At 68.7% G+C, this 22,006-nt stretch carries 18 protein-coding genes; 12 read left to right on the forward strand and 6 right to left on the reverse strand.

Features of this window, described 5'->3' with window-relative positions:
- The first annotated feature begins 149 nt into the window (after nt 1–149).
- The 9 genes from BN159_RS01975 to BN159_RS46390 all read left to right on the forward strand — a co-directional run bounded on the left by BN159_RS01975 (nt 150) and on the right by BN159_RS46390 (nt 12,097).
- Nucleotides 150–2,918 carry a hypothetical protein gene (locus BN159_RS01975; protein WP_015655203.1) on the forward strand — a complete coding sequence of 923 codons (2,769 nt, stop codon included), beginning with the start codon at nt 150–152 and terminating at the stop codon, nt 2,916–2,918.
- Nucleotides 2,915–4,066 carry a C40 family peptidase gene (locus tag BN159_RS01980; protein ID WP_231905561.1) on the forward strand — a complete coding sequence of 384 codons (1,152 nt, stop codon included), beginning with the start codon at nt 2,915–2,917 and terminating at the stop codon, nt 4,064–4,066. The genes BN159_RS01975 and BN159_RS01980 overlap by 4 nt, the downstream gene beginning before the upstream one ends.
- A complete protein-coding gene (locus BN159_RS01985) occupies nt 4,063–4,620 on the forward strand; it encodes a hypothetical protein (protein WP_015655205.1) in 558 nt (185 codons plus the stop codon). Before BN159_RS01980 ends, BN159_RS01985 begins: the two co-directional genes overlap by 4 nt.
- Nucleotides 4,596–7,226 (forward strand): hypothetical protein, encoded by a 2,631-nt coding sequence (locus tag BN159_RS01990; protein WP_015655206.1) that lies wholly within the window; start codon nt 4,596–4,598, stop codon nt 7,224–7,226. The genes BN159_RS01985 and BN159_RS01990 overlap by 25 nt, the downstream gene beginning before the upstream one ends.
- Nucleotides 7,223–8,143, forward strand: coding sequence for a replication-relaxation family protein (locus BN159_RS01995; protein ID WP_015655207.1), 921 nt, complete (start codon nt 7,223–7,225; stop codon nt 8,141–8,143). Before BN159_RS01990 ends, BN159_RS01995 begins: the two co-directional genes overlap by 4 nt.
- Nucleotides 8,144–8,408: 265 nt before the next feature.
- Entirely contained in the window at nt 8,409–8,636 is a 228-nt protein-coding gene (locus BN159_RS02000; RefSeq protein ID WP_015655208.1) for a hypothetical protein, read from the forward strand.
- Nucleotides 8,633–9,325 carry a hypothetical protein gene (locus BN159_RS02005; protein WP_015655209.1) on the forward strand — a complete coding sequence of 231 codons (693 nt, stop codon included), beginning with the start codon at nt 8,633–8,635 and terminating at the stop codon, nt 9,323–9,325. Before BN159_RS02000 ends, BN159_RS02005 begins: the two co-directional genes overlap by 4 nt.
- Nucleotides 9,322–11,793 carry a bacterial transcriptional activator domain-containing protein gene (locus BN159_RS02010; RefSeq protein ID WP_015655210.1) on the forward strand — a complete coding sequence of 824 codons (2,472 nt, stop codon included), beginning with the start codon at nt 9,322–9,324 and terminating at the stop codon, nt 11,791–11,793. The genes BN159_RS02005 and BN159_RS02010 overlap by 4 nt, the downstream gene beginning before the upstream one ends.
- Before the next feature lie 145 nt (nt 11,794–11,938).
- Nucleotides 11,939–12,097: a hypothetical protein gene (locus BN159_RS46390; RefSeq protein WP_193384268.1), complete on the forward strand. Its 159-nt coding sequence runs from the start codon at nt 11,939–11,941 to the stop codon at nt 12,095–12,097.
- Between the two features lie 148 nt (nt 12,098–12,245).
- Here the strand turns inward: BN159_RS46390 and BN159_RS02015 are convergent, their stop codons facing one another.
- The 3 genes from BN159_RS02015 to BN159_RS02025 form a co-directional block, all read right to left on the reverse strand.
- A complete protein-coding gene (locus tag BN159_RS02015) occupies nt 12,246–13,259 on the reverse strand; it encodes an alpha/beta hydrolase (RefSeq protein WP_015655212.1) in 1,014 nt (337 codons plus the stop codon).
- Nucleotides 13,260–13,574: 315 nt separating this feature from the next.
- Nucleotides 13,575–14,360 (reverse strand): SDR family oxidoreductase, encoded by a 786-nt coding sequence (locus tag BN159_RS02020; protein ID WP_015655213.1) that lies wholly within the window; start codon nt 14,358–14,360, stop codon nt 13,575–13,577.
- Nucleotides 14,361–14,398: 38 nt separating this feature from the next.
- A complete protein-coding gene (locus BN159_RS02025; RefSeq protein WP_015655214.1) occupies nt 14,399–14,761 on the reverse strand; it encodes a nuclear transport factor 2 family protein in 363 nt (120 codons plus the stop codon).
- A gap of 78 nt (nt 14,762–14,839) precedes the next feature.
- On the opposite strand from BN159_RS02025, the gene BN159_RS02030 reads away from it, so the two are divergent.
- The 3 genes from BN159_RS02030 to BN159_RS02040 all read left to right on the forward strand — a co-directional run bounded on the left by BN159_RS02030 (nt 14,840) and on the right by BN159_RS02040 (nt 18,623).
- Complete coding sequence (locus BN159_RS02030; RefSeq protein WP_015655215.1) at nt 14,840–15,634, forward strand: MerR family transcriptional regulator; 795 nt, start codon at nt 14,840–14,842, stop codon at nt 15,632–15,634.
- Nucleotides 15,635–15,804: 170 nt separating this feature from the next.
- Nucleotides 15,805–17,181: an IS1380 family transposase gene (locus tag BN159_RS02035; protein WP_015655216.1), complete on the forward strand. Its 1,377-nt coding sequence runs from the start codon at nt 15,805–15,807 to the stop codon at nt 17,179–17,181.
- Between the two features lie 209 nt (nt 17,182–17,390).
- Nucleotides 17,391–18,623, forward strand: a complete 1,233-nt coding sequence (locus BN159_RS02040; protein WP_041818680.1) for an IS4 family transposase — start codon at nt 17,391–17,393, stop codon at nt 18,621–18,623.
- Between the two features lie 481 nt (nt 18,624–19,104).
- Here the strand turns inward: BN159_RS02040 and BN159_RS02045 are convergent, their stop codons facing one another.
- From BN159_RS02045 to BN159_RS45620, 3 genes are all read right to left on the reverse strand, one after another.
- Complete coding sequence (locus BN159_RS02045) at nt 19,105–20,229, reverse strand: HEXXH motif domain-containing protein (protein WP_015655217.1); 1,125 nt, start codon at nt 20,227–20,229, stop codon at nt 19,105–19,107.
- On the reverse strand, nt 20,226–21,458 hold the full coding sequence (locus BN159_RS02050; protein ID WP_078598734.1) for a radical SAM protein: 1,233 nt from the start codon (nt 21,456–21,458) through the stop codon (nt 20,226–20,228). The genes BN159_RS02045 and BN159_RS02050 overlap by 4 nt, the downstream gene beginning before the upstream one ends.
- Before the next feature lie 91 nt (nt 21,459–21,549).
- Nucleotides 21,550–21,879, reverse strand: a complete 330-nt coding sequence (locus tag BN159_RS45620) for a hypothetical protein (protein ID WP_157901062.1) — start codon at nt 21,877–21,879, stop codon at nt 21,550–21,552.
- Nucleotides 21,880–22,006 lie beyond the last annotated feature (127 nt).

A 22,006-nucleotide genomic window follows, 5' to 3' on the forward strand; every position in this document is an offset into this window, starting at 1 on the left:
CCACTGCGCGCAAGCCTCCACGACGAGCACCTCTGCCAACCAACCAAGCTCTGCCGGTGCGGCGTGGAGGCTGCTGCCAGCCGGTGCCGCGGTCACAGGCCTCGTGGTGTGGCGGTACCGGGGCGCAACTGGGAGAAGGCGGGCTTGAGATGCTGCCTCCAGACCGCGCCACACTCCGGTCGGCCGGCGTCCTCGTGCTGCTCACCGGCGTGTTCGTCATGGTCAACAGCCAGGTCGTCTATGCGGCAGGCAGCAACAGCGAGACCGGGGACCTGCTCGCCCCGCTGAACATCACCTCCTCCGAGGGCGTGCCCATCAACGGCTACGAACTCAATGCCGAGGGCGGCTCCATCATCAGCTTCGAAACCCAAGCCCTCGCCTTCGGTCTGTCCGGACTGTTCACCCTGATCCGGCTGCTGGTCGGCCTGGCAGGCTGGGCGATCGAGGTCGCCTTCCGGTTCCCACTGCTGACGATCCTGACCCGGCCGGCGCAGAAGGTCGCCGACACCTACGACTACGTCGTGGTCGACACTCTCGGGCTGAAGGGGCTGCTGCTGGCGTGGGCGTTCGTGTTCGCCGGATTCATGATCGTGCGCGGACGGGTCGGCCGCGGTCTGGGCGAAATCTTCCTCACCCTGCTCATCGGCGCCCTCGCGGCCTCGGCCTTCGTCCGCCCCGACGTTCTCCTCGCCGAGGACGGTCCGCTGGGCCAGTCCCAGCAGGTGGCCGCCGAAGTCGCCCAGCAGAGCGTCAACTCCTACGACTGGGGCGGCGAGCTCGCCGGTCTGGGACCCTGCACCGACCTGGCCGGCAACGCCGAGATCAGATGCCTGGAGCGGGAAGCCGAACAGCCGGTGTCCTCCACCGACATCGCCCGCCCCCTCCAGGACTCGATCAGCAACGCGCTGATCGTCAAGCCGTACATGCTGCTTCAGTACGGACGCATCCTCGACCCGGCGAAGAAGGCCGACCGTGAAGCCTACGCCGTGCACCTGAAGTGGGTCACCGGCGGATATGACGCCGCCAAGTCGAAGGAGGAAGACCGGGAGGGCGCGTGCAGCCTGCTCCACGGTCCGGCCAAGGACTACTGCATGGACGATACCGGCGATGCAGGCGAGCGTGGCGAGTTGCCGTCGCTGACGCCCGGGGGTGAGTTGCTGGACTCCGCCCACGCGGTGGTCAGCGAGGAGGACCAGGAGTTCCAGGCGTTCCTTGACGATCTGAAGGAGGCCGGGGACGTCGGCAAGGCGTGTGCCGCCTACGCCGAGCAGCCCACCTGGTGGCGCATCGGCGGTGCGGCGCTGCTGCTGATCGGCGCGCTGTTCATCTGCGGCATGCTCCTGTCCAGCGCGGTGGTCCTGCTCGGCGCCCAGGGCATCTGCGCCGCGGCCGCGGCGTGCGGCGGTGTTGCGTTCGTCGCGGGCATGCTGCCCGGCCCCGCGCGCCAGTCGGTGTGGAAGTGGCTGTCGCTGTGGGGCATCGCGGTCCTGGCCGTGGTGGGGATCTGCGCGTTCGTGCCGTTCTTCGGGATCGCCGTGGATGCCACCATCACCAACGGCCCCGATCTGATGGTGGAACGGATTCTGCTCATCGACGTCCTCGCCATCGTCGGTGCGGCAGGTCACCGCAGACTGCTGGCCGGAGTCACCTCGTTCGGGCACCGCATGGCGATGCGGATGCGCTACGCCAAAATCGGCGGAACTCATCTGCCCGGCGACACCTCAGAGCTCGGTGCCGCGCTCGCCATGAACTCCCCCGCAGCGATGGGCGGTTACGGCGGCGGTCTGCGCACGTTCACCGGGGGCGGGAGCGGCGGCCGGTACGGGATTCTCGGCACCCGCCAGCGGCTGATGGGCGCGCTGGCCTCGCTCACCGACGGCACGGGCCTGCCGGTGGACACCGGCCGTGTGCTCGCGGACGCAGGCGCGGAAGCCGGGCGCGGACTCGCGCCGCTCACCGCCGCGGCTGCGGTGGGCGGACTGGGCGCACGCCTTGGCGCCAAGGGCGGGCACTGGCTGCTGATCGGGCGCCGACCGGACCGCGAACAGCTGGCCAAGTGGCGCAAGCCCACCGCTGACGGAGACGTCGGCTCGGGCGGCCCGGGTGGCGCTGCGGGCGGCGAGGGTTCTGGCCAGGGGCCGTGGCGGCCCGGTGGCCCGCCTGACCGGTACCGCGATGAGGACGGTCAGATCGTCGACCGCGCCACCGGACAGGTCCTGCACGATCAGCACGCCGACCGCACGCTGCTGTCCACCCGCGCCCACAACCGGCTGGTGCGTTTCCGCGGCTACCGCATCCTGCACCGCGGCGGCCGGGCCGTGTACGGCGCGACGGCCGGCCTGCCCGGAAGCGTGCGCCGGGCCGGGGCGGGAGGATCCCGTTTCTCCCAGGACGTGCGCCAGCAAGTGCGGGTGTGGGGCAACACCCTGAGCGAGGACACCCGCGCCTGGGGCACCACAGGACGCCACGTCGCCCAGACGCTGCGGGAGAACACCGACGACCGCGGCGGACCGGGCCCCTTCACCAAAACCCGTCGCCTCACCAGCAGCCCGGCCACCACCAGCCGCGGAACCGCCTCACCGACCGCCACCACCGGTGCCCATCCCTCCGCACAACCACCCACCCCCCGCACTGGCACCACGTCACGGCCCACCCCCTCCGCTCCCCCGGGCCAGGCGCTGCAGCGCTTGCTGAACGACCCCGCGGAACTGCGGCGCCGAACCATCGACAGCGTGGCGCGTGTCGATCCCGCGCTCGCGCGGGCCATGCAAGGTGAGCCACCCCAGTCGCAGGAAGCACCCGACAGTCCGGATGACGACCAAGGCGAACGGTCGCAGGAGCGGCGGCGGCAGGCGGACGCGCTGCGGCAACTGCGGGCCCAATGGAGGCATGACGACCAGGCCGGTGAGCAGGAGTGAGCGGGCCCAGGCGCCGGATGGCGCTGTGGGGGTGCGTCATGGCCGCGTTGCTGTTCGCCGCGGTGTGCTGCGCCGCACCCGTAGGCAACGCGATCAGCGCATACGTCGCGCTCAAGGCAGGCACGCCCGACGGCGGAGGCATCGTCGAGGGAGGCAGCGCCGCCGACATCCCTGCCCGGATGCTGACCGCCTACAAGAAGGCCGTCCAACAGGTCGAGCGGCACGTCCCGAAGTGCCAGGGGATGCGCTGGCCGATCCTCGCAGGGATCGCCAAGGTCGAGTCCAACCACGCCATCGGACGGACCATCACCGCAGGCGGCGACATCCGCCCCAAGATCTACGGGGTGCTCCTCAACGGCTCCGGCCAGGGAGGCAATACCACCGTCCTCCCCGACACCGACAACGGCCGCTACGACGGCACGGCGAGCGGGGAACGCGCTGTTGGCCCCTTCCAGTTCCTGCCCTCCACCTGGACGTCCGTCGGCCAGGACGCCAGCGGTGACCAAACCGCCGACCCGCACAACGCCGACGACGCCGCCCTCGGCGCCGCTCTCTACCAGTGCGGCCAGGGCCGCGACCTGACACAGCGGGACCAACTCAAGGAGGCCGTCTTCCAGTACAACCACTCTGCGACGTACGTAGCGAATGTGCTGGGCTGGATCGACCACTACACCGCAGCCGCCCAAGACCCCAACCTGACCGACGTCTCGGGCGGGGTCCGCACCGTCATCGAGGCCGCGCTCGCCCAGCGCGGCGTCCCCTACTCGTGGGGCGGCGGCAACGCAAGCGGCCCGTCGTACGGGATCTGCTGCTCCCCCAACGGCAAGAGCGGCACCGGCATCAAAGGCTTCGACTGCTCGGGGCTGACGACCTACGCCTACGCCAAGGCCGGTGTCCGCCTGCCGCGCACGGCGGCCGCGCAGGCCGGGATGGGCCGGCGGATCCCCGCACGCCTCGGCACCGGTGCGCTCAAGCCAGGCGATCTGGTCTTCTACGCATACGCCCCGGGCCGCGATTCCACGATCCATCACGTCGGCATTTACACCGGCCGCGGCCAAATGATCAACGCTGCCCGCCCGGGGACCGTCGTACGGCTGGACTCCGTGAACGCCATGTCGGGCTATGCGGGGGGAGTGCGGCTGCTGTGACGACTCCCCCGCACTCACCGCGCCTGCTGCTGATCACCACGCTGGTTCTGACCATCGCCGGTGTGATGTTGCTGGTGCTGCCGCGCAGCGTGGATCCCTCACCAACGCCCTCCGCACATACAGCGCATGCGGCTTCCACGCCGGTGCTGCCGCCGCACGGCGAGGGTGTGGCCGGGGACCGCGCCATCCAGCAGGCGCTGGAGACAGCGTGGCCTGCGGACCTCACAGCGCACGACGAGTGGCAGTTGGTCTCGGCTGGCCGTGACCTGCTGCGTGCCGACGCCACCGGGACCGGCCGCGATCAGTGGCCCGCCTTCTTCGGTGGCCCAGAGCAGGTCCTCGCGCCGGCCGTCGCCCCTGCCGGCGTCCGCATTCAGGCCGTCATTGCCCGCAAGGACGGCGACGAGAACCGCGCGGTGGTGCATCTGGTGTGGGCGGGTACGGACCGCGGCGGTACCTACGCCGACGGCCGCATCACCGACCTGTACTTCACCCGCACCACCGCCTCGGACAGGAAGGGAGGAGTCAGGTGGATTCCGCGGCCCCGCATGTGACCGGCCAGGCTGGCGAGCCGCTGGTCGGCCGGGCGCTTGGTCTGCTCACTGGCCTGGCTCAAGGTGCCGGCTGGTTCTTCGGTCACTGGTGGCTGCTCTGCGTGGCCATCGCCCTGATGTGGGGTGCGGGTGAGGCGGTGGTGCGTCGCCTTGCCAGGAAGGTCTCGGCCGAGCGGATGGCGCTGGAGCTTGTTCCCGCCCGGCACTTCGATCCGGGTCTGGAGGAGATCTTCCGCCGCGGCGTGCAGTTGGCCCGCGCGTCCACCGCGATGCCGTGGTGGGCGCCGCGCCGGTCCAAGGCGGTGCAGATCCGGTTGCGCGCGGACGGCAGCGCGCCGCTGCGCTACCGCATCGAGGGCCCCGCCGGCGGCGAACGGCTGTTGTCCATCACCCCCTTCGGGCCGGGCGTCACCGTCAGCCGCGGCCGTCCGATCGTCGACAAGCCCCGCGCGCACATGGTGCGGGCCGAGTTCCTCCTGCGGGGCAGCACGATCGCACCGCTGCGTGAGGTGCCGCTGGCCCCGGACCCGCTCCAGCCGCTCGTCGATGCGGTGGCCGATCTGCGCGCCGAGCTCGGGGACCTGGCCGAGATCCGGCTGGATATCCAGCGCGCCCCGAAGTGGGTGCTGCGGGCGCGCCGTGTGCAGCTGCTCAGTGCCGCGCGCCGCGCCGAGCACCGCGAGGCCCAGCGGGCCGCGCGCTGGCTGCGCCGGGACGCCGGCGGGATCGAGGACTCCCTGGGCTGGCAGGTGCAGCAGCTTCTCAGCAGCACGGCACGGGCCAACGGGTCGGGGCGCAGGCTGGTGATGCCGCCGGTGCCGCGCCGGGTGGAGCCGGCCGAGGCGCTGGGCAAGCTCGCCGAGGACGACCATCTGGTGCGGGTGCAGCTGCTGGTGACGTGCGCGTCCCACATCGAAGGCCGCCCACAGGCCCGGCTCGCTCAACTCCAGGCCGCGTTGGATGTGTTCGGCGGGCGCTCCAGGTGGGCGATGCGCGGCTGGCGGCTGGGACCGTGGCGGATCGGCGCCGACCACTGGCCCACCCGGGCCGGTTTCGAGCGCCGCTGGAATCTGGGGCAGTGCCGGCCGCCGCGCGCGAACTGGGTGCGTCTGGAGGAACTCACCGGCCTGCTCAAGCCCCCGACCGTGCATTGCCGGCTGCCGCTGCTCGCATCTGACCTGCCCACCTTCGCCTTCGGCAATCCGCAGGTGTTGTTGCAGGGCCTGTACCGCGGGCCGGACGGACGGCGGCGGCTGGTCGCCACCCATGCGGCAGAGACCCTTTTCGAGTGCGCGGTCGGCAAGGCGGGAGGCGGTAAGACGGAACGCGCGCTGGCGCAGGCGATCGGATGGGCTCACGCCGGCGGCGGGCTGATGTTCGTCGACCCGCACCGCGACTCCTGGCCGCGCGCCGCCCCGTTTCTCGCGCACGAACCGCTGATGCAGCGCATCGCGCTGATCGACCTCAACGCCTCGACACCGGCTGCCCGGCTGAGTTCCTGGAATCCCCTGTCCATGCAGCACGGCCAGGCAGCCCACGAGGTGGTCGAGGCGGTCACCGACGCGTTCGCCTCCGTCATGGGCTGGGACGACGCCACGGCTCCCCGCGCGCTGACGATCTTCACGGCCGCGCTGACCGTCCTGGCCGCCGTCAACCAGTCGGCCTGCCAGGCGGGGCAGCCTGAGAATCAGGCCACCCTATTCCAGGTGCGGGCCCTGCTCACCGACCCCGGCTTCCGGGCCGTCGCGCTCGCCGCCGTCCGGGCACAGTTGGACGAGGAGACCCGTTCCTGGTGGGCGACCGTCTTCCCGGCCCTGCCCGTAGACGCGTTCGGTGTCGTCCTCAACCCGCTCGCCCGGCTCGCCGCGAACCCCGCCACCCGCGCCTTCCTCGGCCAGCCCTGTGGCGTCTACAACAGCCGGGCGGCCATGGACAACCAGCTCATCGTGTGGGTGTGCCCGGCCGGGAACGGGCCTACAGACCGGCTGCTGACCGCCCTCATCGCGCGGGATCTGCTGCGGGCCGTGCGCTCTCGCCGCGACACCCCCGAACAGCAACGACGCCCCTACCGCCTGTACTTCGACGAACTGATCACTCTCACCGGCGCCGCCCCGGAAACCATCGCGGCAATGTTCGAGGACTTCCGTAAGTACCGGGTCCACGTCCACGGCATGACCCAGCTGCTGGGCCGCCTGCCCGCCGCGGTCCGCATGTCCCTCACCCAGAACGCCTCCACGCTCGCCTCCACCGCCGGCTCCCAGGCCGCCATCGCGCCGATCACCGCCGAATGGGGGGACAACCCCAGCCCCGCCGAGGTAGCCGCGCTCGACCGGTTCGAGCACTACATGCTGCTGACCGTCCACGGCCGCCGCATCGGCCCCGTGCAGATCACCGGCCCCCACCTGGACGAGGTGTTCGCCGACCACGCCCGCCCCCATGTCGTCGCGGACCTCGAACGCGCCGCCCGGGACACGGCCCGAGCCCTCCCTCTTGGCCGGCTCACCGCCACCGCCGCCGCCCAGCAGCAACGCGTGAGCGACTTCCTCACCCAACAGGCCCCCGCCCGGTCCGTGCGACCGCACGACCAGCAGAAGGGATACCGATGAGCACCACCGCTTCCCACCCGACACTGTCCGAGGCAACTCCCAGCCCGGTGGAACCCTTGCCGCACCAACTGTTGGCCGCGCTGGCCCTGCACCGGATGGCCACCACACAACAACTCCATGAGCTCCTGCGGCCCGGCGTGGCACGCCAGATCGTCGCTACGCCGCTGAGCAAGCTGCGCCGCGCCGGCCTGGTGGACTGCATTGTGCTGCCGCAGTCCAGCGGGCTGCGGGCCTGGTACCTCACCAGCGAAGGCGCCCGCCTCACCCGCGACTGGCCCGGCCTGCGCGGCCGGCCCCCCTACCCGGTCACCTCGGCGGCAGCCGCCTCACTGAAGACGCCGCACACACTGACCGTGGTCCGCACCCATCTCGCCTTCGTCGCCGACGCCCGCCGCCGGGGCGACGAACACGGCCACCTGGACTGGACGCCCGAGGTCTCCCACCCGATCGGCGACAGCGAGAAGCTCATCGCGGACGCCGTCATGCACTACACCCTCATCGACGACCAGGAGCGCACCAAGCTGCGGGCCTTCATCGAGGTCGACCGCTCCACCATGAGCAGCGAACGCCTCGCTGCCAAACTCATCGACTACGCCCGCCTGTGGTCCTACGAGCCGCAGCACATCGGACGCCGGCACACCCTCAGGCACCAGGCAGGCACCGGCGCGATATGGCTGCGCTGGTACCCCGTCTTCCCCCGCGTGCTGTTCGTCCTCACCGGAGCCTCCCGGTACGTCCTTCACAACCGCATCAAAGACCTTCAGGCCATGGCCGCCCAGCACCCCCTCGTCGCCGCCCTCGCACGCGAAGTGCCGCTGGCGGCAGCCGTGCTGGAAGACCTCGAAGAACACGCGCCCACCGCCGACGTATGGGCACCCCTGGCCGGCGGCCAACCCCGGCCCTGGACCGACCTGTAGGAGCACACCTGTGCTCCAGCGAAGGCCGTCAGCCGGCGAGCCCGCTGTCCGTGAACGGACCTGCCACCTGAGCGGGCCTCACGCCCGCCCGGTGACGGCCCTGGTGAGGTCTGGCCGGGACGAGGCCGCACCACAGCGTTGCCGACACACCGGAAATCTCCCCGAACCCATTGAACTTTGCTTACGCGAAGCATTAGCTTACTGTTCGCATCGCGCATCACCACAGCCAAATCCCTCGCATGACCATCGCTTTGGGAGATCAGAGATGAACTCTGATGCACGATTACTTCGCATCCACAACGACTGTCCGGGCGCGACATGGCCCCCAGGGACCCTCTGCGTCTTTCACCTCGGGGACGCCTGGGTCCTCAGGGCCGCCGTCGACTTCGGCCTGGGCGACCTCGTCCTCGTACGCCACCGGTTCCCCGACCAGCACGTCACCCTCGACGGCGACGTCATCACCGTCTGGCCCCGCCCCCGGGAGGCACCATGACCCCGCGCCTCCTCCCCCCGGACCACCACCGCCCCCGCCCCGGCCATCGTCACGACGAAGGTCACGGCCAGAGCAATGACGGCGGGCGGCGCACCACCCTCAATGCGTGGCGCCGCCGGGGCGGGACCGGCCTGCTGACGCGCCGGGCAGCGGCGGCGCTGGCCGTCGCGGCCTGCCTGGCCCTCGCCGCGGCCAGCTGCATCAGCCGCGACTTACAGGCCGCGGGCACCTCACACGCAGCCGCCTCCGCGGACGCCACCAGTACGCCCGACGCGCAACAGACGAATCAGGCGGCGCCACTGGCACAGATCCAGGGCCAGGACAGCCTCGTCCTCACGATCAGCTCGGCAACCCGCACGTCGAGCGGCATCCTCACCCTGCGCGGCACCCTCAAGAACACCGGGGACGGCACAGCCGTGGTTCCCGCCGCCCTGCGCGGCAACGAACACCACGTCGCCAGGAACGGCCAGTCCCTGGGCGGAGCCACCCTCGTGGACTTCACCGGCCGCAAGCGCTACTACGTGCTGCGCGACACCGAAGGACGGCCCCTGACCACAACCGGGCTGACGTCGCTGAAGTCCGCCGAAAGCGTCGCAGTGTTCATGCAGTTCCCGGCACCGCCCGCCACCACGGCCCAAGTCGACTTCCACCTGCCGCAGTTCGACACCGCCACCCTCCCGATCTCATGAGCGGCGCCATGGCCGCCCCCGCCTCTCACCGGCCGGCCCACTTACGCCGCGCACCGGCCGCCGTCCTGATCAGCGTGGGCCTGTTCCTGGGATCCCAGTGCCCGGCCACGGCCGCACCCAGCCCCGCCACCACCGACACCTCCCCGCCCCTCACCCTCGACCGCAACGACCCCGCCCTCGCCCTCGCCCTCGCCGACGGCGCCACCCTCGCCGCCCCCAAAATCCTCGAACTCGACGTCACCCGCCTGGGCATCCAGCAGCTCATCGAAAACCGGCAGCCCGACCGGCGCAAGGACGAGACTGCTGCGCCCGCGCCGTCCGCGAGCGCGTCGGCCGGACAGAAGCCCGGCCGTGAACCGGACGAGGCCTCCTCCGCGCCGGCCTCCCCATCGCCGACGGCCAGCGCATCCCTGCTTCCCCCGGCTCCCTCACACAAGGCGCGCCCGACCGCCACGTCCTCGCCTGCTGCTGCCCCGGCGGTCGGTGTCCCCCTCCTGCGCACGGTCCTGGGCGCCGGTGCCCTGCTGGCAGCCCTGCTCACCGCACTCCTCGCGCTCCGCCTTCACCGACGTCGCTCACGCAAGACCCGGACGCACCTCCAGGCCTCACCGCTGGTGCAGGCCACCGACGAAACCGGAACAGTCCGCGCGGACATGGCCCGTCTGGACACGGCGCTGCGCACCCTGGCCCACCACCACAGCGCTCAGCACCCCGGCCAGGCACCTCCCGGCATACGGGCGGCACTCCTCACCACCGGCCACGTGCAGATACTCCCCCAGGACAAGAGGCTGGCCCCTCTGCCGCCCTTCACGCAGGGACCAGAACGCTGGTGGGCGCTGCCCAAGGAGGTGATCCTCCTCGACGAGGACGATGCCCGTGCCGTCCCCGCCCCCTACCCCGGCCTGGTCACCCTCGGCACGACCACGGACGGCGGTCTGCTCCTGCTCAACCTGGCGGCCCGCCCTGCCCTCCTGCTGGAGGGGAGCCCCGACCACGTCACCGAGGTGTGCGCCTCCCTCACCCTGGAAGCGGCGCTCAGTCCCTGGGCCGCCGACACAGAGGTCTGGGTCATCGGCTTCGCAGACGACCTCCCCCACGCCCTACCAGGCCACCCCCTCACCCACCTGCCCCACGCCTCACCAGCACTGCGCCATCTCACCGAACGATTTCTCGAGATCCACCAACAACCCCCCGATGCCTGCCGGCGTCCCCTGCTGGTATGCGCGCCCACGCTCGGCTCCGACTCCGCGCAACAGCTCGCCCACCTCATCGCCACGAGCGGCCAAGCGGCCGTGACACTGATCGCACCGGCCCGCACCGCCGCCGCGTACTTCCCCACCGCCGACATTCTGGACGCCACCCTCAGCGGGCGACAGCACCTGCACTCCGCAGACACCGACATCACACTGCAACGCCTGACGCACGCGGACTACCGGCAGATCATCCACACCCTCACCGACGACCCAGCCGCACCCGACCCGCCAGCCGCCGACCCGCACACCAGCGGGCAGGCCAGGCCGCAGCCCACACCTCACCTTGCGCCCCCAGCGCACCCCACCGGCGACGGCCCCACACAGTCCGAACCCCCAGCCGACGAGGGCACCGTCTTCCCGGCCCTACTGGCCGCCACCGGCCAGCCACCCGCCGGCATGCAACCACAAGAAGACCAGCGCAGCGGGTTGTGCGTACACGGACACCACTCACCAGCGCCACAGCTCAGAGTCCTCGGCCCCGTCGACATGGACCGCGTGCCCACCACCGGCCACGGCCCCCGCCAGGCCCAGCTGGCCGCCCTGCTCTACTTCCGCCCCGGCCGCCACGCCGCATCACTGTGCACCGACATGGACCCGATCAGTCCCTGGACCAAACGCACCCTCAACGCCCGCCTCCAAGGCCTGCGCCGCGCGCTCGGCGACGACCCGGACGGCCACGCCTACGTCCCCCGCCGTCACCACGCCGACGACCCCTACCACCTCTCCCCCCACATCGCTTGCGACTGGACCCAGTTCCGCACCCTCACCGACCGCGCCCTCACCCAAGGCCCCGCCGCACTGACCGACCTCGAAGCCGCCCTCGCCCTCGTCCGCGGCCGGCCCTTCGGCACCCACCCCCTGCCCTGGCAAGAACCCCATCAACAGGAAATGACCACCCGGATCATCGCCGTCGCCCACACCATCGCCACCCACCGCACACCCCCCGGCCTCCACCACGACCTCACCAAAGCCCGCCAAGCCATCGCCACCGGACTCGACATCGACAACACCGCCGAGATCCTCTACCGCGACTGGATGCGCGTCGAAGCCGCCGCCGGCAACCGCTCGGGCCTCCATACCGCCCTCACCCGCCTCCAGCACGTCAACGCCACGCTCGACTGCCCCCTGGAGAAGGAGACCGAAGACCTCGTCGACCACCTCCTGCACCACACCCGCGCCGATCCCACACCTCACCGGCCGGCACACGACCGATGACCTCCCACACCACCACGCCACCAGGGCTCCCACCGCCCGGCGGCGCCAGCCGCGCATCAGCCCGGCGGCCCGCCCAGATTCTCTCGCTGCCGTTGAGGAACTCGAACTCTCCAGAGACCACGTAGAAGGCCTCATCCTCTTTGGTGTGGATGTGCGGGACGTTGCCGTGGTCGGGCTCGATGAGGCCGTCCATGAAGGCGAGTGCGCCATCGGTCTGCTCGCCGGTCACCTTGACCGCGAACGTTTCGTGACCGGTGAGCCGTACGACACCTCCGTCCTTGCGCACGACGAAGCCGTGGGCTGATGTCCAGACCGGGTCGTTCTTGTCGGGGAGCGGCAGTTCGAAAGTCATGCTGTGACTCCTACTCGTGTGGTCTCCCGAGCGGTGCTATGGGTTCGGCTCGCTGCATCACGGGTGGCACCCGTTAGGCGCCCCTGGCCGAGGCTGCGTGTCAGACCAAGAGCTGACGGCGCAGCCATGCCACTCGGGCGGCGATGGCGTCCTGCGACATCACGGCATGAGGGACCACGACGTCGAACCCGTGGAACCCACCGGGCCACACGTGCAGTTCGAGGCGGCCGCCCGCCTGCCATATGCGGCTTGCGTAGGCGACGTCCTCGTCCCGGAACGTTTCGGCCGACCCGACGTCGATGAACGTGGACGGCAGGCCAGAGAGGTCTGCCGCACGGGAAGGCGCAGCGTACGGGGCCACGTCCGGTCCTCCGCGCACGCCGTCGCCGAGGAGCGCGTTCCATCCGGTCTCGTTCGAGGAGCTGTCCCAGATACCGACGCCGCGCATCTGCTGGGCAGAGGGCGAGTCATTGCGGTCATCGAGCATCGGCGACAGGAGCAGCTGGGCAAGGATTGCCGGGCCGTAGCGGTCGCGTGCCATCAAGGTGACACCTGCCGCGAGGCCGCCGCCGGCGCTCGCACCGCCGACGACGATGCGTTCAGGGTCGATGTTGAGCTCGTGGGCGTGATCCGATACCCACACCAGGCCCGCGTAGCAATCCTCGACGGGACCCGGGTGGGGTGTCTCGGGTGCGAGCCGGTACTCGACCGAAACCACGGCCATGCCCATCGGCTCGGTCAGGTTCAACATCTCGACCAGACCGAACCGGTTGTCTCCGACGATCATGCCGCCGCCATGGATGTGGTAAAGCGCCGGGGTCGGGGTCGACGCGTGCTTCGGGAGACAGATCAGCAGCGAGATGTCCGGTTCCCCGTCCGGCCCTGGCACCGCCCGCTCCTCCACGCGGTAGGTGCCACCGCGCGAGAGGACTTCGTCGGTCGGGCTCTCCACCCCGGGGACGGGCTGGCGCATCTCAACGATGTTGTCCAAACGGTACGCGTCGGGGGAGCGCAGGCTGGTTAGGATCTCAAGGACGGGAGCGAGCTCCGGGTCGAAGGGCGGGGGCGGTCCGACCGGTTGGGCGGATGACTGGTCCGTGATTTGAGTGGTCATGTGTTCTCCTTGCGGTAGTCGACTGGGTGTCTGCCTGCCCCAGCTCGCAGGTCATCGATAAATGTCACGTGGCCGATGAGGCCCGCCATCTGGTGGGGCAACCTGAGCGCTCGACACGTGAACTGGTAACGTGCAGTCCGTTTCAAGCCGCGCGGCGCCATCTTGGCGACCAGGCAAGCGTCCGAAGCGCGGAGATGGCGTCATCGACGCGCTTCTCGGTGTTTCAGCAGCGTCTGAGAGTTCTCCTTGTGAAGGAGGGGGTTCCGCCGTCGGATCGAGCTGTTCGAGAGTGGCTATTCGGAGCCGGTGCCTTGCTCAGACGGTTCGGACAGTGCCGCCGTCAATAACGTACTCCGCGCCCACAATGGATGAGGCTCGGTCCGAGACAAGGAAGCCGACCAGGTCCGCAACCTCTTCCGTCGTTGCGAACCTTCCGAGTGGAACCCCTCCGAGGGAATCCATCAGGCTCTGCTTCGCCTCCTCGCGGGTCAGTCCGTTGCCCTCGGCGAGCTGGTCGATGAAGCCCTCATACGCTCCGGTCCGAATCCCCCCGGGGCTGACAGCGTTTACTCGCACTCCTCGTGGCGCCATTTCGTTCGCAAGACCCTTGCTGTACGTACGCAACGCACCCTTCGCTGACGCGTACGGCAACGTCGCGTCGTGCAGCGGCATCTGACGCTGGATCGACGTGACGTGGACAACTACTCCTGATCCGGCCTCCACCATTGCCGGCAGCAGCGCTCGATCCAGTCGGACAGCTCCCAAGACGTTCAGGTTGAGTTCCGCCAGCCAATGCTCCTCAGTCGCTGCCGCGAACCCGCCAGGCGGGGTTGACGACCCTCCGACAACGTGCACCAGGATGTCCAGCGCACCTCCCTCAGAGATCTTGGACACCACAACTTCTACACCGCCCACCGTGGAAGTGTCCGCCTCGATGAATCGGTCGGGGCGCTCGTAGCCGCCGGGCATCGTGCGCGCCGTGGTCCACACGTCGGCACCCATCTCTCGCAGTCTCTCTACGACGGCCTTGCCCGAGCCCTTCGAACCGCCCGTGACCAGCGCCCGGCGACCGTCGAGACGATCGCGATCTGAACTAGACATTCTTCTCTCCACTGAAGATCGAGGTGGTGCGGATTCGGTCAGGCTGGGTGGTTGGCGATGACGAGCTCGGCGACGAGGCCGTCCCGCAGCGCGAACCGGTAGTCGAGCTCGGCGACGCCCCCCGGGAAGGTGCCCTCGAGCCGCACGGTCACCACCCAGTGGGCGTCATCGACGCGGTGAGCGCCGATCTGCTCGGTCGTGTACTCGAACTCGGACCCGGCGTCCCGCAGGAACGCGTAGGTCTCCTCTCGGCCGCGGAAGGTCTCGCCCTGGTCGACGATCACCGCATCCTCGGCGAGGAACGACGAGGCGGTGTCGGCGTCGCGGACGATATGGGCGGCGAAGAACTCGCGCACGGTGGCCGGGAGCAGATCGGACGGGAGATCGGTGTGCTGTGTCATGAGCCCACCGTGTGACCTCACGGCGCGGGAGGGTCAAGCCGTGGACTCTCCCCCAGGGGGAGTGTTTAGAGTGACGGGATGTTGACCATCGGGGAGTTCTCGCGGCTGACCCACTTGAGCGTCCGGACCCTGCGCCGGTATCACGAGGCGGCCCTGCTGGAACCTGCCGTGGTGGACGAGACCACCGGTTACCGCTACTACCGCGTCGACCAGATCCCGACCGCGCAGGTCATTCACCGGCTCCGCGAGCTCGACGTCCCCCTGAGCGATGTGCAGCAGATCCTGCGGACCCCCGACCCCGGTGTCCGCGCGGCCCTGGTCACAGACCACCTGCAACGCCTCGAGGACGCACTCGACCGCACCCGGGCCGCGGTCGTGTCGCTGCGCCGCCTGCTCCAGCCCGACCCCGCGCCGATCGACGTCGAGCTGCGTGCAGAGCCCGCCCGGACGGTCGCGGCCGTAGAGGCCGTAGTCGGGCATGGCGACATCGCGACCTGGTACGCAGGCGCGATGGCCGAATTGGAGGCGGCCGTCGGCGCCGCCGTGACCGGACCGCCGGGCGGCAGCTACGACAACGCCCTTTTCGAGCAGGAGCGCGGTCACGCGGTCGTCTACCTGCCGACCGCTGCACCACCTCGCACCGGACGCGTGCACCCCATGACTCTGCCGCCCGCGGAACTGGCCGTCACCACCCACATCGGCGAGCACGACGGCATCGAGGTCACGTACGGCGAACTCGGGACCTGGGTGGTGGAGAACGCGATGTCGGTGGCCGGGCCGGTGCGGGAGGTGTACGTTGTCGGCCCTCGTGACACAAGCGATCCCGCTGCATGGCGCACCGAGATCGGCTGGCCGGTCTTTCGTGTCACCTGAAGCGGTCAGTGCGGTGCGGAGTCTTGGAACGACGGAGCGCACGCCTTAAGCCTCGCCTTTCACGAGTTGGGGCGCCGAGGCTTGATCAAATAAGCAGAGAGCGCTCCTGACCTGCAACGATGGGACTTGTCTAGGGTCCTGTTGGCTGCACGGAAAGGAGCACTCTCCAGGTGAAGAAGCGTATCGGGTCGTACCCGCGTGTCCGCGTTGAGGGCGGCGGCCGGACGGTGGTCTCGCAGGCCGGGGGCGTGCTGCTGGTCGAGACCGTACGCAAGGTCGGCTTGGACACCGCGATATCAGCGGCGCTGACGCCGTGGCGGAAGCCTCGGGCGGTGCACGATCCGGGCAAGATCCTGCTGGACGTGGCCCTGGCGGTCGCGCTGGGCGGGGACTGCCTTGCGGATGTCGCCATGCTGCGGGCCGAGCCGGCCGTGTTCGGTCCGGTGGCCTCCGACCCGACGGTCTCCCGGCTCATCGACACCCTCGCGGCCTCTGGGAAGAAGGCCCTGCGGGTTATTCGTGCCGCGCGGGCTGAAGTACGCCGACGTGTCTGGCGGTTGGCCGACCGGAAGGCGCCTGATGCGGGCGGGACGGTGACCGTGGACCTCGACGGGGTGCTGGTGATCGCACACTCGGAGAAGGAGGACGCCGCGCCCACGTGGAAGCGAACCTACGGCCACCACCCGCTGATGGGATTTGTCGACCACGGACCGGGCGGCACGGGTGAACCGGTCGCGGCCCTGCTCAGACCAGGCAGCGCGGGATCGAACACGGCCACCGACCACATCACCGCCGCTCAACTGGCCTTGGCCCAGCTGCCGAAGAAGTACCGGCGTGGGCGCCGGACGCTGATCCGGACCGACTCTGCGGGCGGCACCCACGACTTCGTCGCCTGGCTCGCTCAGCGGGGGCGGTGGCTGTCCTACTCGGTCGGCATGGTGATCACCGAGGCGGTCCACCAGTATGTGCTGAAGGTTCCGGCATCGGCCTGGACGGCGGCCGTCGAGGCGGACGGCGAGGTTCGCGACGGTGCCTGGGTCGCTGAACTCACCGGTGGCGTTCTGGACGGCTGGCCCAAGGGCATGCGGCTGATCGTCAGGAAGGAACGGCCGCACCCCGGGGCCCAGTTGCGGCTCACGGATGCGGACGGCATGCGGCTGACCTGTTTCGCCACCAATACCTTGGGCCGGCCAATTGCCGAGCTTGAGCTGCGTCACCGGCTGCGGGCCCGGGCCGAGGACCGCATCCGCGCCGCCCGGGCCACTGGCCTGCGAAACCTGCCCCTGCACCGCACGGCCCAGAACCGGATCTGGCTGGAGATCGTGCAGATCGCTCTCGACCTGCTGGCCTGGATGCCGATGCTCGCCCTGACCGGCAAGGCCAGGCTCTGGGAGCCCCGCCGACTACGGTTCCGCCTGTTCACCGCGCCCGGACAGCTCGTGACCACCGGCCGTCGGCGAATCCTCCGCCTGGCCCGGCACTGGTCCTGGACTGGTCACATCACCGCAGCCCTCGACCGGCTCACGCAACTGCCCGACCCGGGCTGACCAGCGGATTCCCCGTCCCTTTGACAGCGCCCCAACACCCGGAGCAGTGGAATCCGGCGCCATCCCGAGGCGACACTCGGGTCTTCGGCGTCCACAGTCTCACCCCACGGCACGAAAACGGTCCACCCACTCCGTCGGCGGACCGCCACGAAACTGCGAGGCTAGTGACAATACCGGTAACTTAGGGGCAATCTGGTTGTTGTTGTGGTGTGCCAAGAGCGGGTCAACTGAAGTCATCTGGTGAGCGGTTGTCGGATCGGGTCGCGGTCGGGGTGCTGACGCAGGCGTTTCCTCAGTCGCTGGTGGATGAGGTGCTGGCGGAGACGGGCCGCGTGCAGCGGCGGAACCGGCTGTTGCCAGCCCGGCTGGTGGTCTACTTCGTGCTGGCGATGTGCCTGTTCTCCGGGCAGAGCTATGAGGAGGTCGCCCGGCTGCTGACCACGGGTTTGCAGGGTGCGCGGCGTTGGCGTGCATCGTGGGTGGTGCCGAGTACGGCGGCGATCTGGAAAGCCAGGTCCCGGCTGGGGGTGGCGCCGATGCGGCAGTTGTTCGCGCGGGTGTGCCGTCCGGTTGCGACACCGGGCACTCAGGGCGCCTTCTACCGCGACTGGCGGCTGACCGCGATCGACGGCACCACATTTGACCTGCCCGACACGAAGGCGAACGTGGAGGCGTTCGGCCGTCCGCCCCGCTCCGGGCGCGGTGAACAGGACGTCGGCTACCCGCAGTTGCGCATGGTCGGCCTGGTGGAGTGCGGCACCCACGCCGTCTTCGACGTCGCGCTCGCAGCTCTTCGCACCGGAGAGCAGACCCTGGCCCGGACGGTCCTGAGATCCCTGCGGCAGGGCATGCTGCTGCTGGCCGACCGCGGCTTTTACGGCGTGGACCTGTGGCGCGAGGCAGCGGCGACCGGGGCGGACCTGCTGTGGCGGGTACGCAAAGACCTCGTGCTGCCGGTGGTCGAGCAGTTGCCGGACGGCTCGTATCTCACCGAGATCTTCGACCGCAGCGACATCCACCACACCCGTCGCGGGGTGCCGGTACGCGCGGTGGAATACACCATTGCCGGACATGAGGGCGTCTACCGGCTCATCACCACGATCCTCGACCCGGACAAGGCCCCGGCCGCCGAACTGGCCGCCCTCTACGCCCAGCGATGGGAGTTCGAGTCCACCCTCGACGAGATCAAGACCCACCTCGGCGGGTCGCACCTGGTACTGCGTTCGCAGCATCCTGACGGAGCTGAGCAGGAACTTTACGGCTTCCTGCTTGTCCACCACGCCATCCGGCACCTGATGCACCAGGCTGCACGACAAGTCGACCAGGACCCCGACCGGATCTCCTTCACCCGCTCACTGCGCGTCGTGCGCCGCCAGGTCACCGACCAGGCGGCCTTTTCCCCCCGGCCGGCTCGCCCGCGCCATCAAGGCCACCCACGCTGAACTCCTCGAACGCCTCCTGCCACGGCGCCGCCGCCGGGCCAACCCCCGCGTCATCAAACGCAAAGTCGCCAGCTGGCCGCTCAAACGCGTTGCCCACCGAGTCGCAGACCGCCCACGTGTTCCGGCCGTCACCATCGTTGGCGCCACCAAACCCAAACGGGTCAAGCGGACACCAAAGCCCTAAGTTACCGGTATTGAGGCTAGTGATCACTGATGCGATGTGGGACCGAATCGAGCCGTTGATGCCGGCCAATCCGGTCCGTGGCCGACGGTGGGCCGACCCAGCGGGCCCAGCCCGGTCGACCGCGCACGTCCGGGCAGTAAGCACCCCTCATGGCGGATTCTCGGGCGGCCGACAGCCCTCAGCCAACGACGCGAGGTCGCCCTGTGGTCCAAATCCATGGCGGTGGGGTAGGCGACCACGTTTCCGCACCTCATGACCGAGATCGTCACGATGCGGGACTAGGGCCAAAGCCGACTTTCAAAATACGGCCTCATGGTTCGACGCTACGTGTTCCTGCAGATCTCCGAGCGCATCCAGCAAGTCGCCGTTCACCTGCTCGGCATAGGGCTTGGTCAGTTGAGTGAGCGGTTCCTTCAAGAAACCGCACAAGGCTGCTTGGCGCCTCTCGAGCGCCCGCGCGGTCCCGAACACCCCGGTTTCCGCCGCCGCCGACCAGAAGTTGAACAGGCCATACCAAACGAAGCAGGCTTGCAGGAAAGGCCTGACCGGCAGTCGGCGACCGGTCCACGGGCTGGGAACCATCGGTTGCATGCTGTACAAGGAGTCGTCGAGCACCCAACTCTCCTGCATTTCATGCATGTACAGAAATCCGTGGATCGACTCATGGACCACACCTTCAGCGACGAGAGCGTGATCCACGGCCGAGAACTGCGGATTCCCCAGTACCGAGCGTCCGACGTACTGGGCACAGGATCCCGAAGAGAAGACTCGCTCCCGGTCATCCCGGAGGAGTACCAGGGCCTTGGTAAATCTTGCGACGAACGCTGACGTCTCGCTGCTCACCGAAGCGATTCCTTCGATAGCTGCCGACAATTTCGCCAGCGTTTCCTCCCTCTCCCGCCCTGCCAACGGAGCTCTTCCCTCGGGCTGGGTGAAGCGGATCCCCTGGACATCGATGCCAAGGGCATAAGGACTGTCGAGATCGAGAGCTGCCACGCCTTCGATGGAGGGCCCCTCGACGACCTGGCCGCCGGGAAGGATCAGGGTGTCCCCCAGAGCCGTCCAGAGCGGCTCCACGACGGGCTGTGCGGCGCTGCCCTCTCGCGCCATCTCTGCGTGCACGGATCGAATGAGGAATTCGGCTGCCGCCGAGGCATCGCGCGCGGGGTCGGGCCACATCAGCAGTCGCGTCGTCTCAGGTGCCAGCAACAGCCTGGTGAGCGACTCCTCGCTCATTCCGGTCAGCTTGGCGACGATTTCCGCTTCGACATCGGGGCGGGTGGACCTTACCTCGGTGAAGAACTGCCCCAGATGCCGCCCCACCAAATCGGAGTAGCCGCGATGGATCTCCTCGCACACTTCACTTGTGCCATACCAGCCAAGTGCCTGATGAAGTCTCTTGAGGGGTGACAAGTCCTTCACCCCGAGATCGATTGTGCGACGGCATCGTTTGATCGAGAAGCGACGGCGTGAAAAGAAACTTCCTTCTGCACGGTGCCGACGATGTGTTCGATCACCGCGAGCAGGGATTCACAGTGCACGCTCGGGTTGGAGAACGCGTCCTTCTTCGACCATCGGTGCGGCATCTCGCCGCCACCACACAGCCCGTAGACAGGGCATCGCAGACAATCGTCCGGCAGAAGTTCCTGGTTCTTCAGCCCCATGCGATAGAGCTCTGTCTCCCGCAGCCTCTCGATCGGGTGCCTGCGGACATCAAGACCCGTGAGCGTCATGCCGTCACCGCAGATCCGAAGCATGTCCAGCGGTTCCAGGCTGCCATCGGTCTCCACGACCACATCGGTCACCGGCTGGGCACCCAAAGCGCTGATCTGCGATTCACCACCCAGGATCAGCTGAAGCAGGGATTCGAACCACCTGATCCGCATGCCTGGATCCGCATGACCGTACCACTCGTCGAACAGATCGATATAGTATCTGCCGAGAAGGTCGGCGTTCCAGGGCGGCCCTTCCTCATGGTGGTAGTCCGGCCAGAGGAAATCCATATTCCGGACACCGATATCGGCCAAGTGACGGAACACCTCCGTCCCAGGGAATCGCGGGTCGGCCACGACCAGGATTCCCCAGGGAGGCGATTCGGCCCCTTGAGCCACCAGAAGGTCGATCGCCTTGCGGACGCGGCTGTAGCTTCCCTTTCCCTGATGGTTCACTCGGTGGCGATCGTTCCAGACGGCTGGCCCATCGAGGCTCACTCCGACCTGGACTCCATGGCTCGCGAACAGCGAGAGCCAGTCCGCATCCATGAGAACGCCGTTGGTCTGCAGGGTGAAGGAGAGCCGCACATCTGTCGGCGCCATTCTCCTGACATCGTCCAGAAATCGCGTCATCCAGGGTTTGCCGACCAGAAGCGGCTCGCCTCCGTGAAGTGCGACTACCGCTTCGGTGATGCCATTCCGGGACGCATACTCGGTGATTTCCCGAATGGCGGCTCGGGCGACATCCAAGGACATGGCCCGGGGGCGGGTCAAATGGGTTGTATCACCCTTGTTGTAGATGTAGCAATAGGTGCAGTCCAGGTTGCATCTCGAGGAGATCTTGAGGATGCAAGAAACAGGAAGAGCGATTCCTGTAGATCGCCGTTCAGGAAGCGAATCCTCTTCACCGGAGGAATGTCGAAACGTGCGATCTCGCATACGAGATGAAATCAAGAACAAACCCCTTGCTGATTCTACTTCAGGTTCCGGACCGACGGATCCCGCGACCACCGAGCGGCGGCGCGGTTTCCTACATGTCCGGAATTTCGTTCCAGCTCCTACTGAAAGTGAGGCGGTTGTACCCGACGGTCACAGGCGGGTGCCCGCCTTCGGTGACCTCAAGCGCCGCGCGAAGGATGGGATTGAGGTTCCCGACGGCGTCCCTGAGAGCGCCGAGATCCTTGATGGGGACTCGCACCTCTGCCTGCTGGGGCTTTTGCGCGCCATTTTCCATGATGAACTCCCGAATTCCGAGGTTGAGCGAATCGATGAGACTCGCGAGTGGTTCCGACGCTAGCCAGCCTGCGGTTTCATGGCCATCAGGACATGCAGGAGTTGCTCCAACGGTGGTTTCGTCCACCCGAGCAGCCGTATCGACATCGACGGGACGCAGGGCCTGACACGCTTCCTGTCGATGGGCTGACAGCGGTCTGGACCCTTAAACTCATGGACAAGCACCTCTGCGCGGCGTCGACGCGCTGTTGTTG

The organism is Streptomyces davaonensis JCM 4913, from assembly GCF_000349325.1.
Classification (GTDB): domain Bacteria; phylum Actinomycetota; class Actinomycetes; order Streptomycetales; family Streptomycetaceae; genus Streptomyces; species Streptomyces davaonensis.

Excerpts from the sequence above, each read along its gene's own strand:
- BN159_RS02030 (WP_015655215.1), top strand. The coding sequence starts at position 14,840 with ATGTTGACCATCGGGGAGTTCTCGCGGCTGACCCACTTGAGCGTCCGG.
- BN159_RS02005 (WP_015655209.1), top strand. The coding sequence starts at position 8,633 with ATGACCCCGCGCCTCCTCCCCCCGGACCACCACCGCCCCCGCCCCGGC.
- BN159_RS02010 (WP_015655210.1), top strand. The coding sequence starts at position 9,322 with ATGAGCGGCGCCATGGCCGCCCCCGCCTCTCACCGGCCGGCCCACTTA.
- BN159_RS02020 (WP_015655213.1), bottom strand. The coding sequence starts at position 14,360 with ATGTCTAGTTCAGATCGCGATCGTCTCGACGGTCGCCGGGCGCTGGTC.
- BN159_RS02025 (WP_015655214.1), bottom strand. The coding sequence starts at position 14,761 with ATGACACAGCACACCGATCTCCCGTCCGATCTGCTCCCGGCCACCGTG.
- BN159_RS02050 (WP_078598734.1), bottom strand. The coding sequence starts at position 21,458 with ATGCGAGATCGCACGTTTCGACATTCCTCCGGTGAAGAGGATTCGCTT.
- BN159_RS01975 (WP_015655203.1), top strand. The coding sequence starts at position 150 with ATGCTGCCTCCAGACCGCGCCACACTCCGGTCGGCCGGCGTCCTCGTG.
- BN159_RS02000 (WP_015655208.1), top strand. The coding sequence starts at position 8,409 with ATGAACTCTGATGCACGATTACTTCGCATCCACAACGACTGTCCGGGC.
- BN159_RS02015 (WP_015655212.1), bottom strand. The coding sequence starts at position 13,259 with ATGACCACTCAAATCACGGACCAGTCATCCGCCCAACCGGTCGGACCG.
- BN159_RS01995 (WP_015655207.1), top strand. The coding sequence starts at position 7,223 with ATGAGCACCACCGCTTCCCACCCGACACTGTCCGAGGCAACTCCCAGC.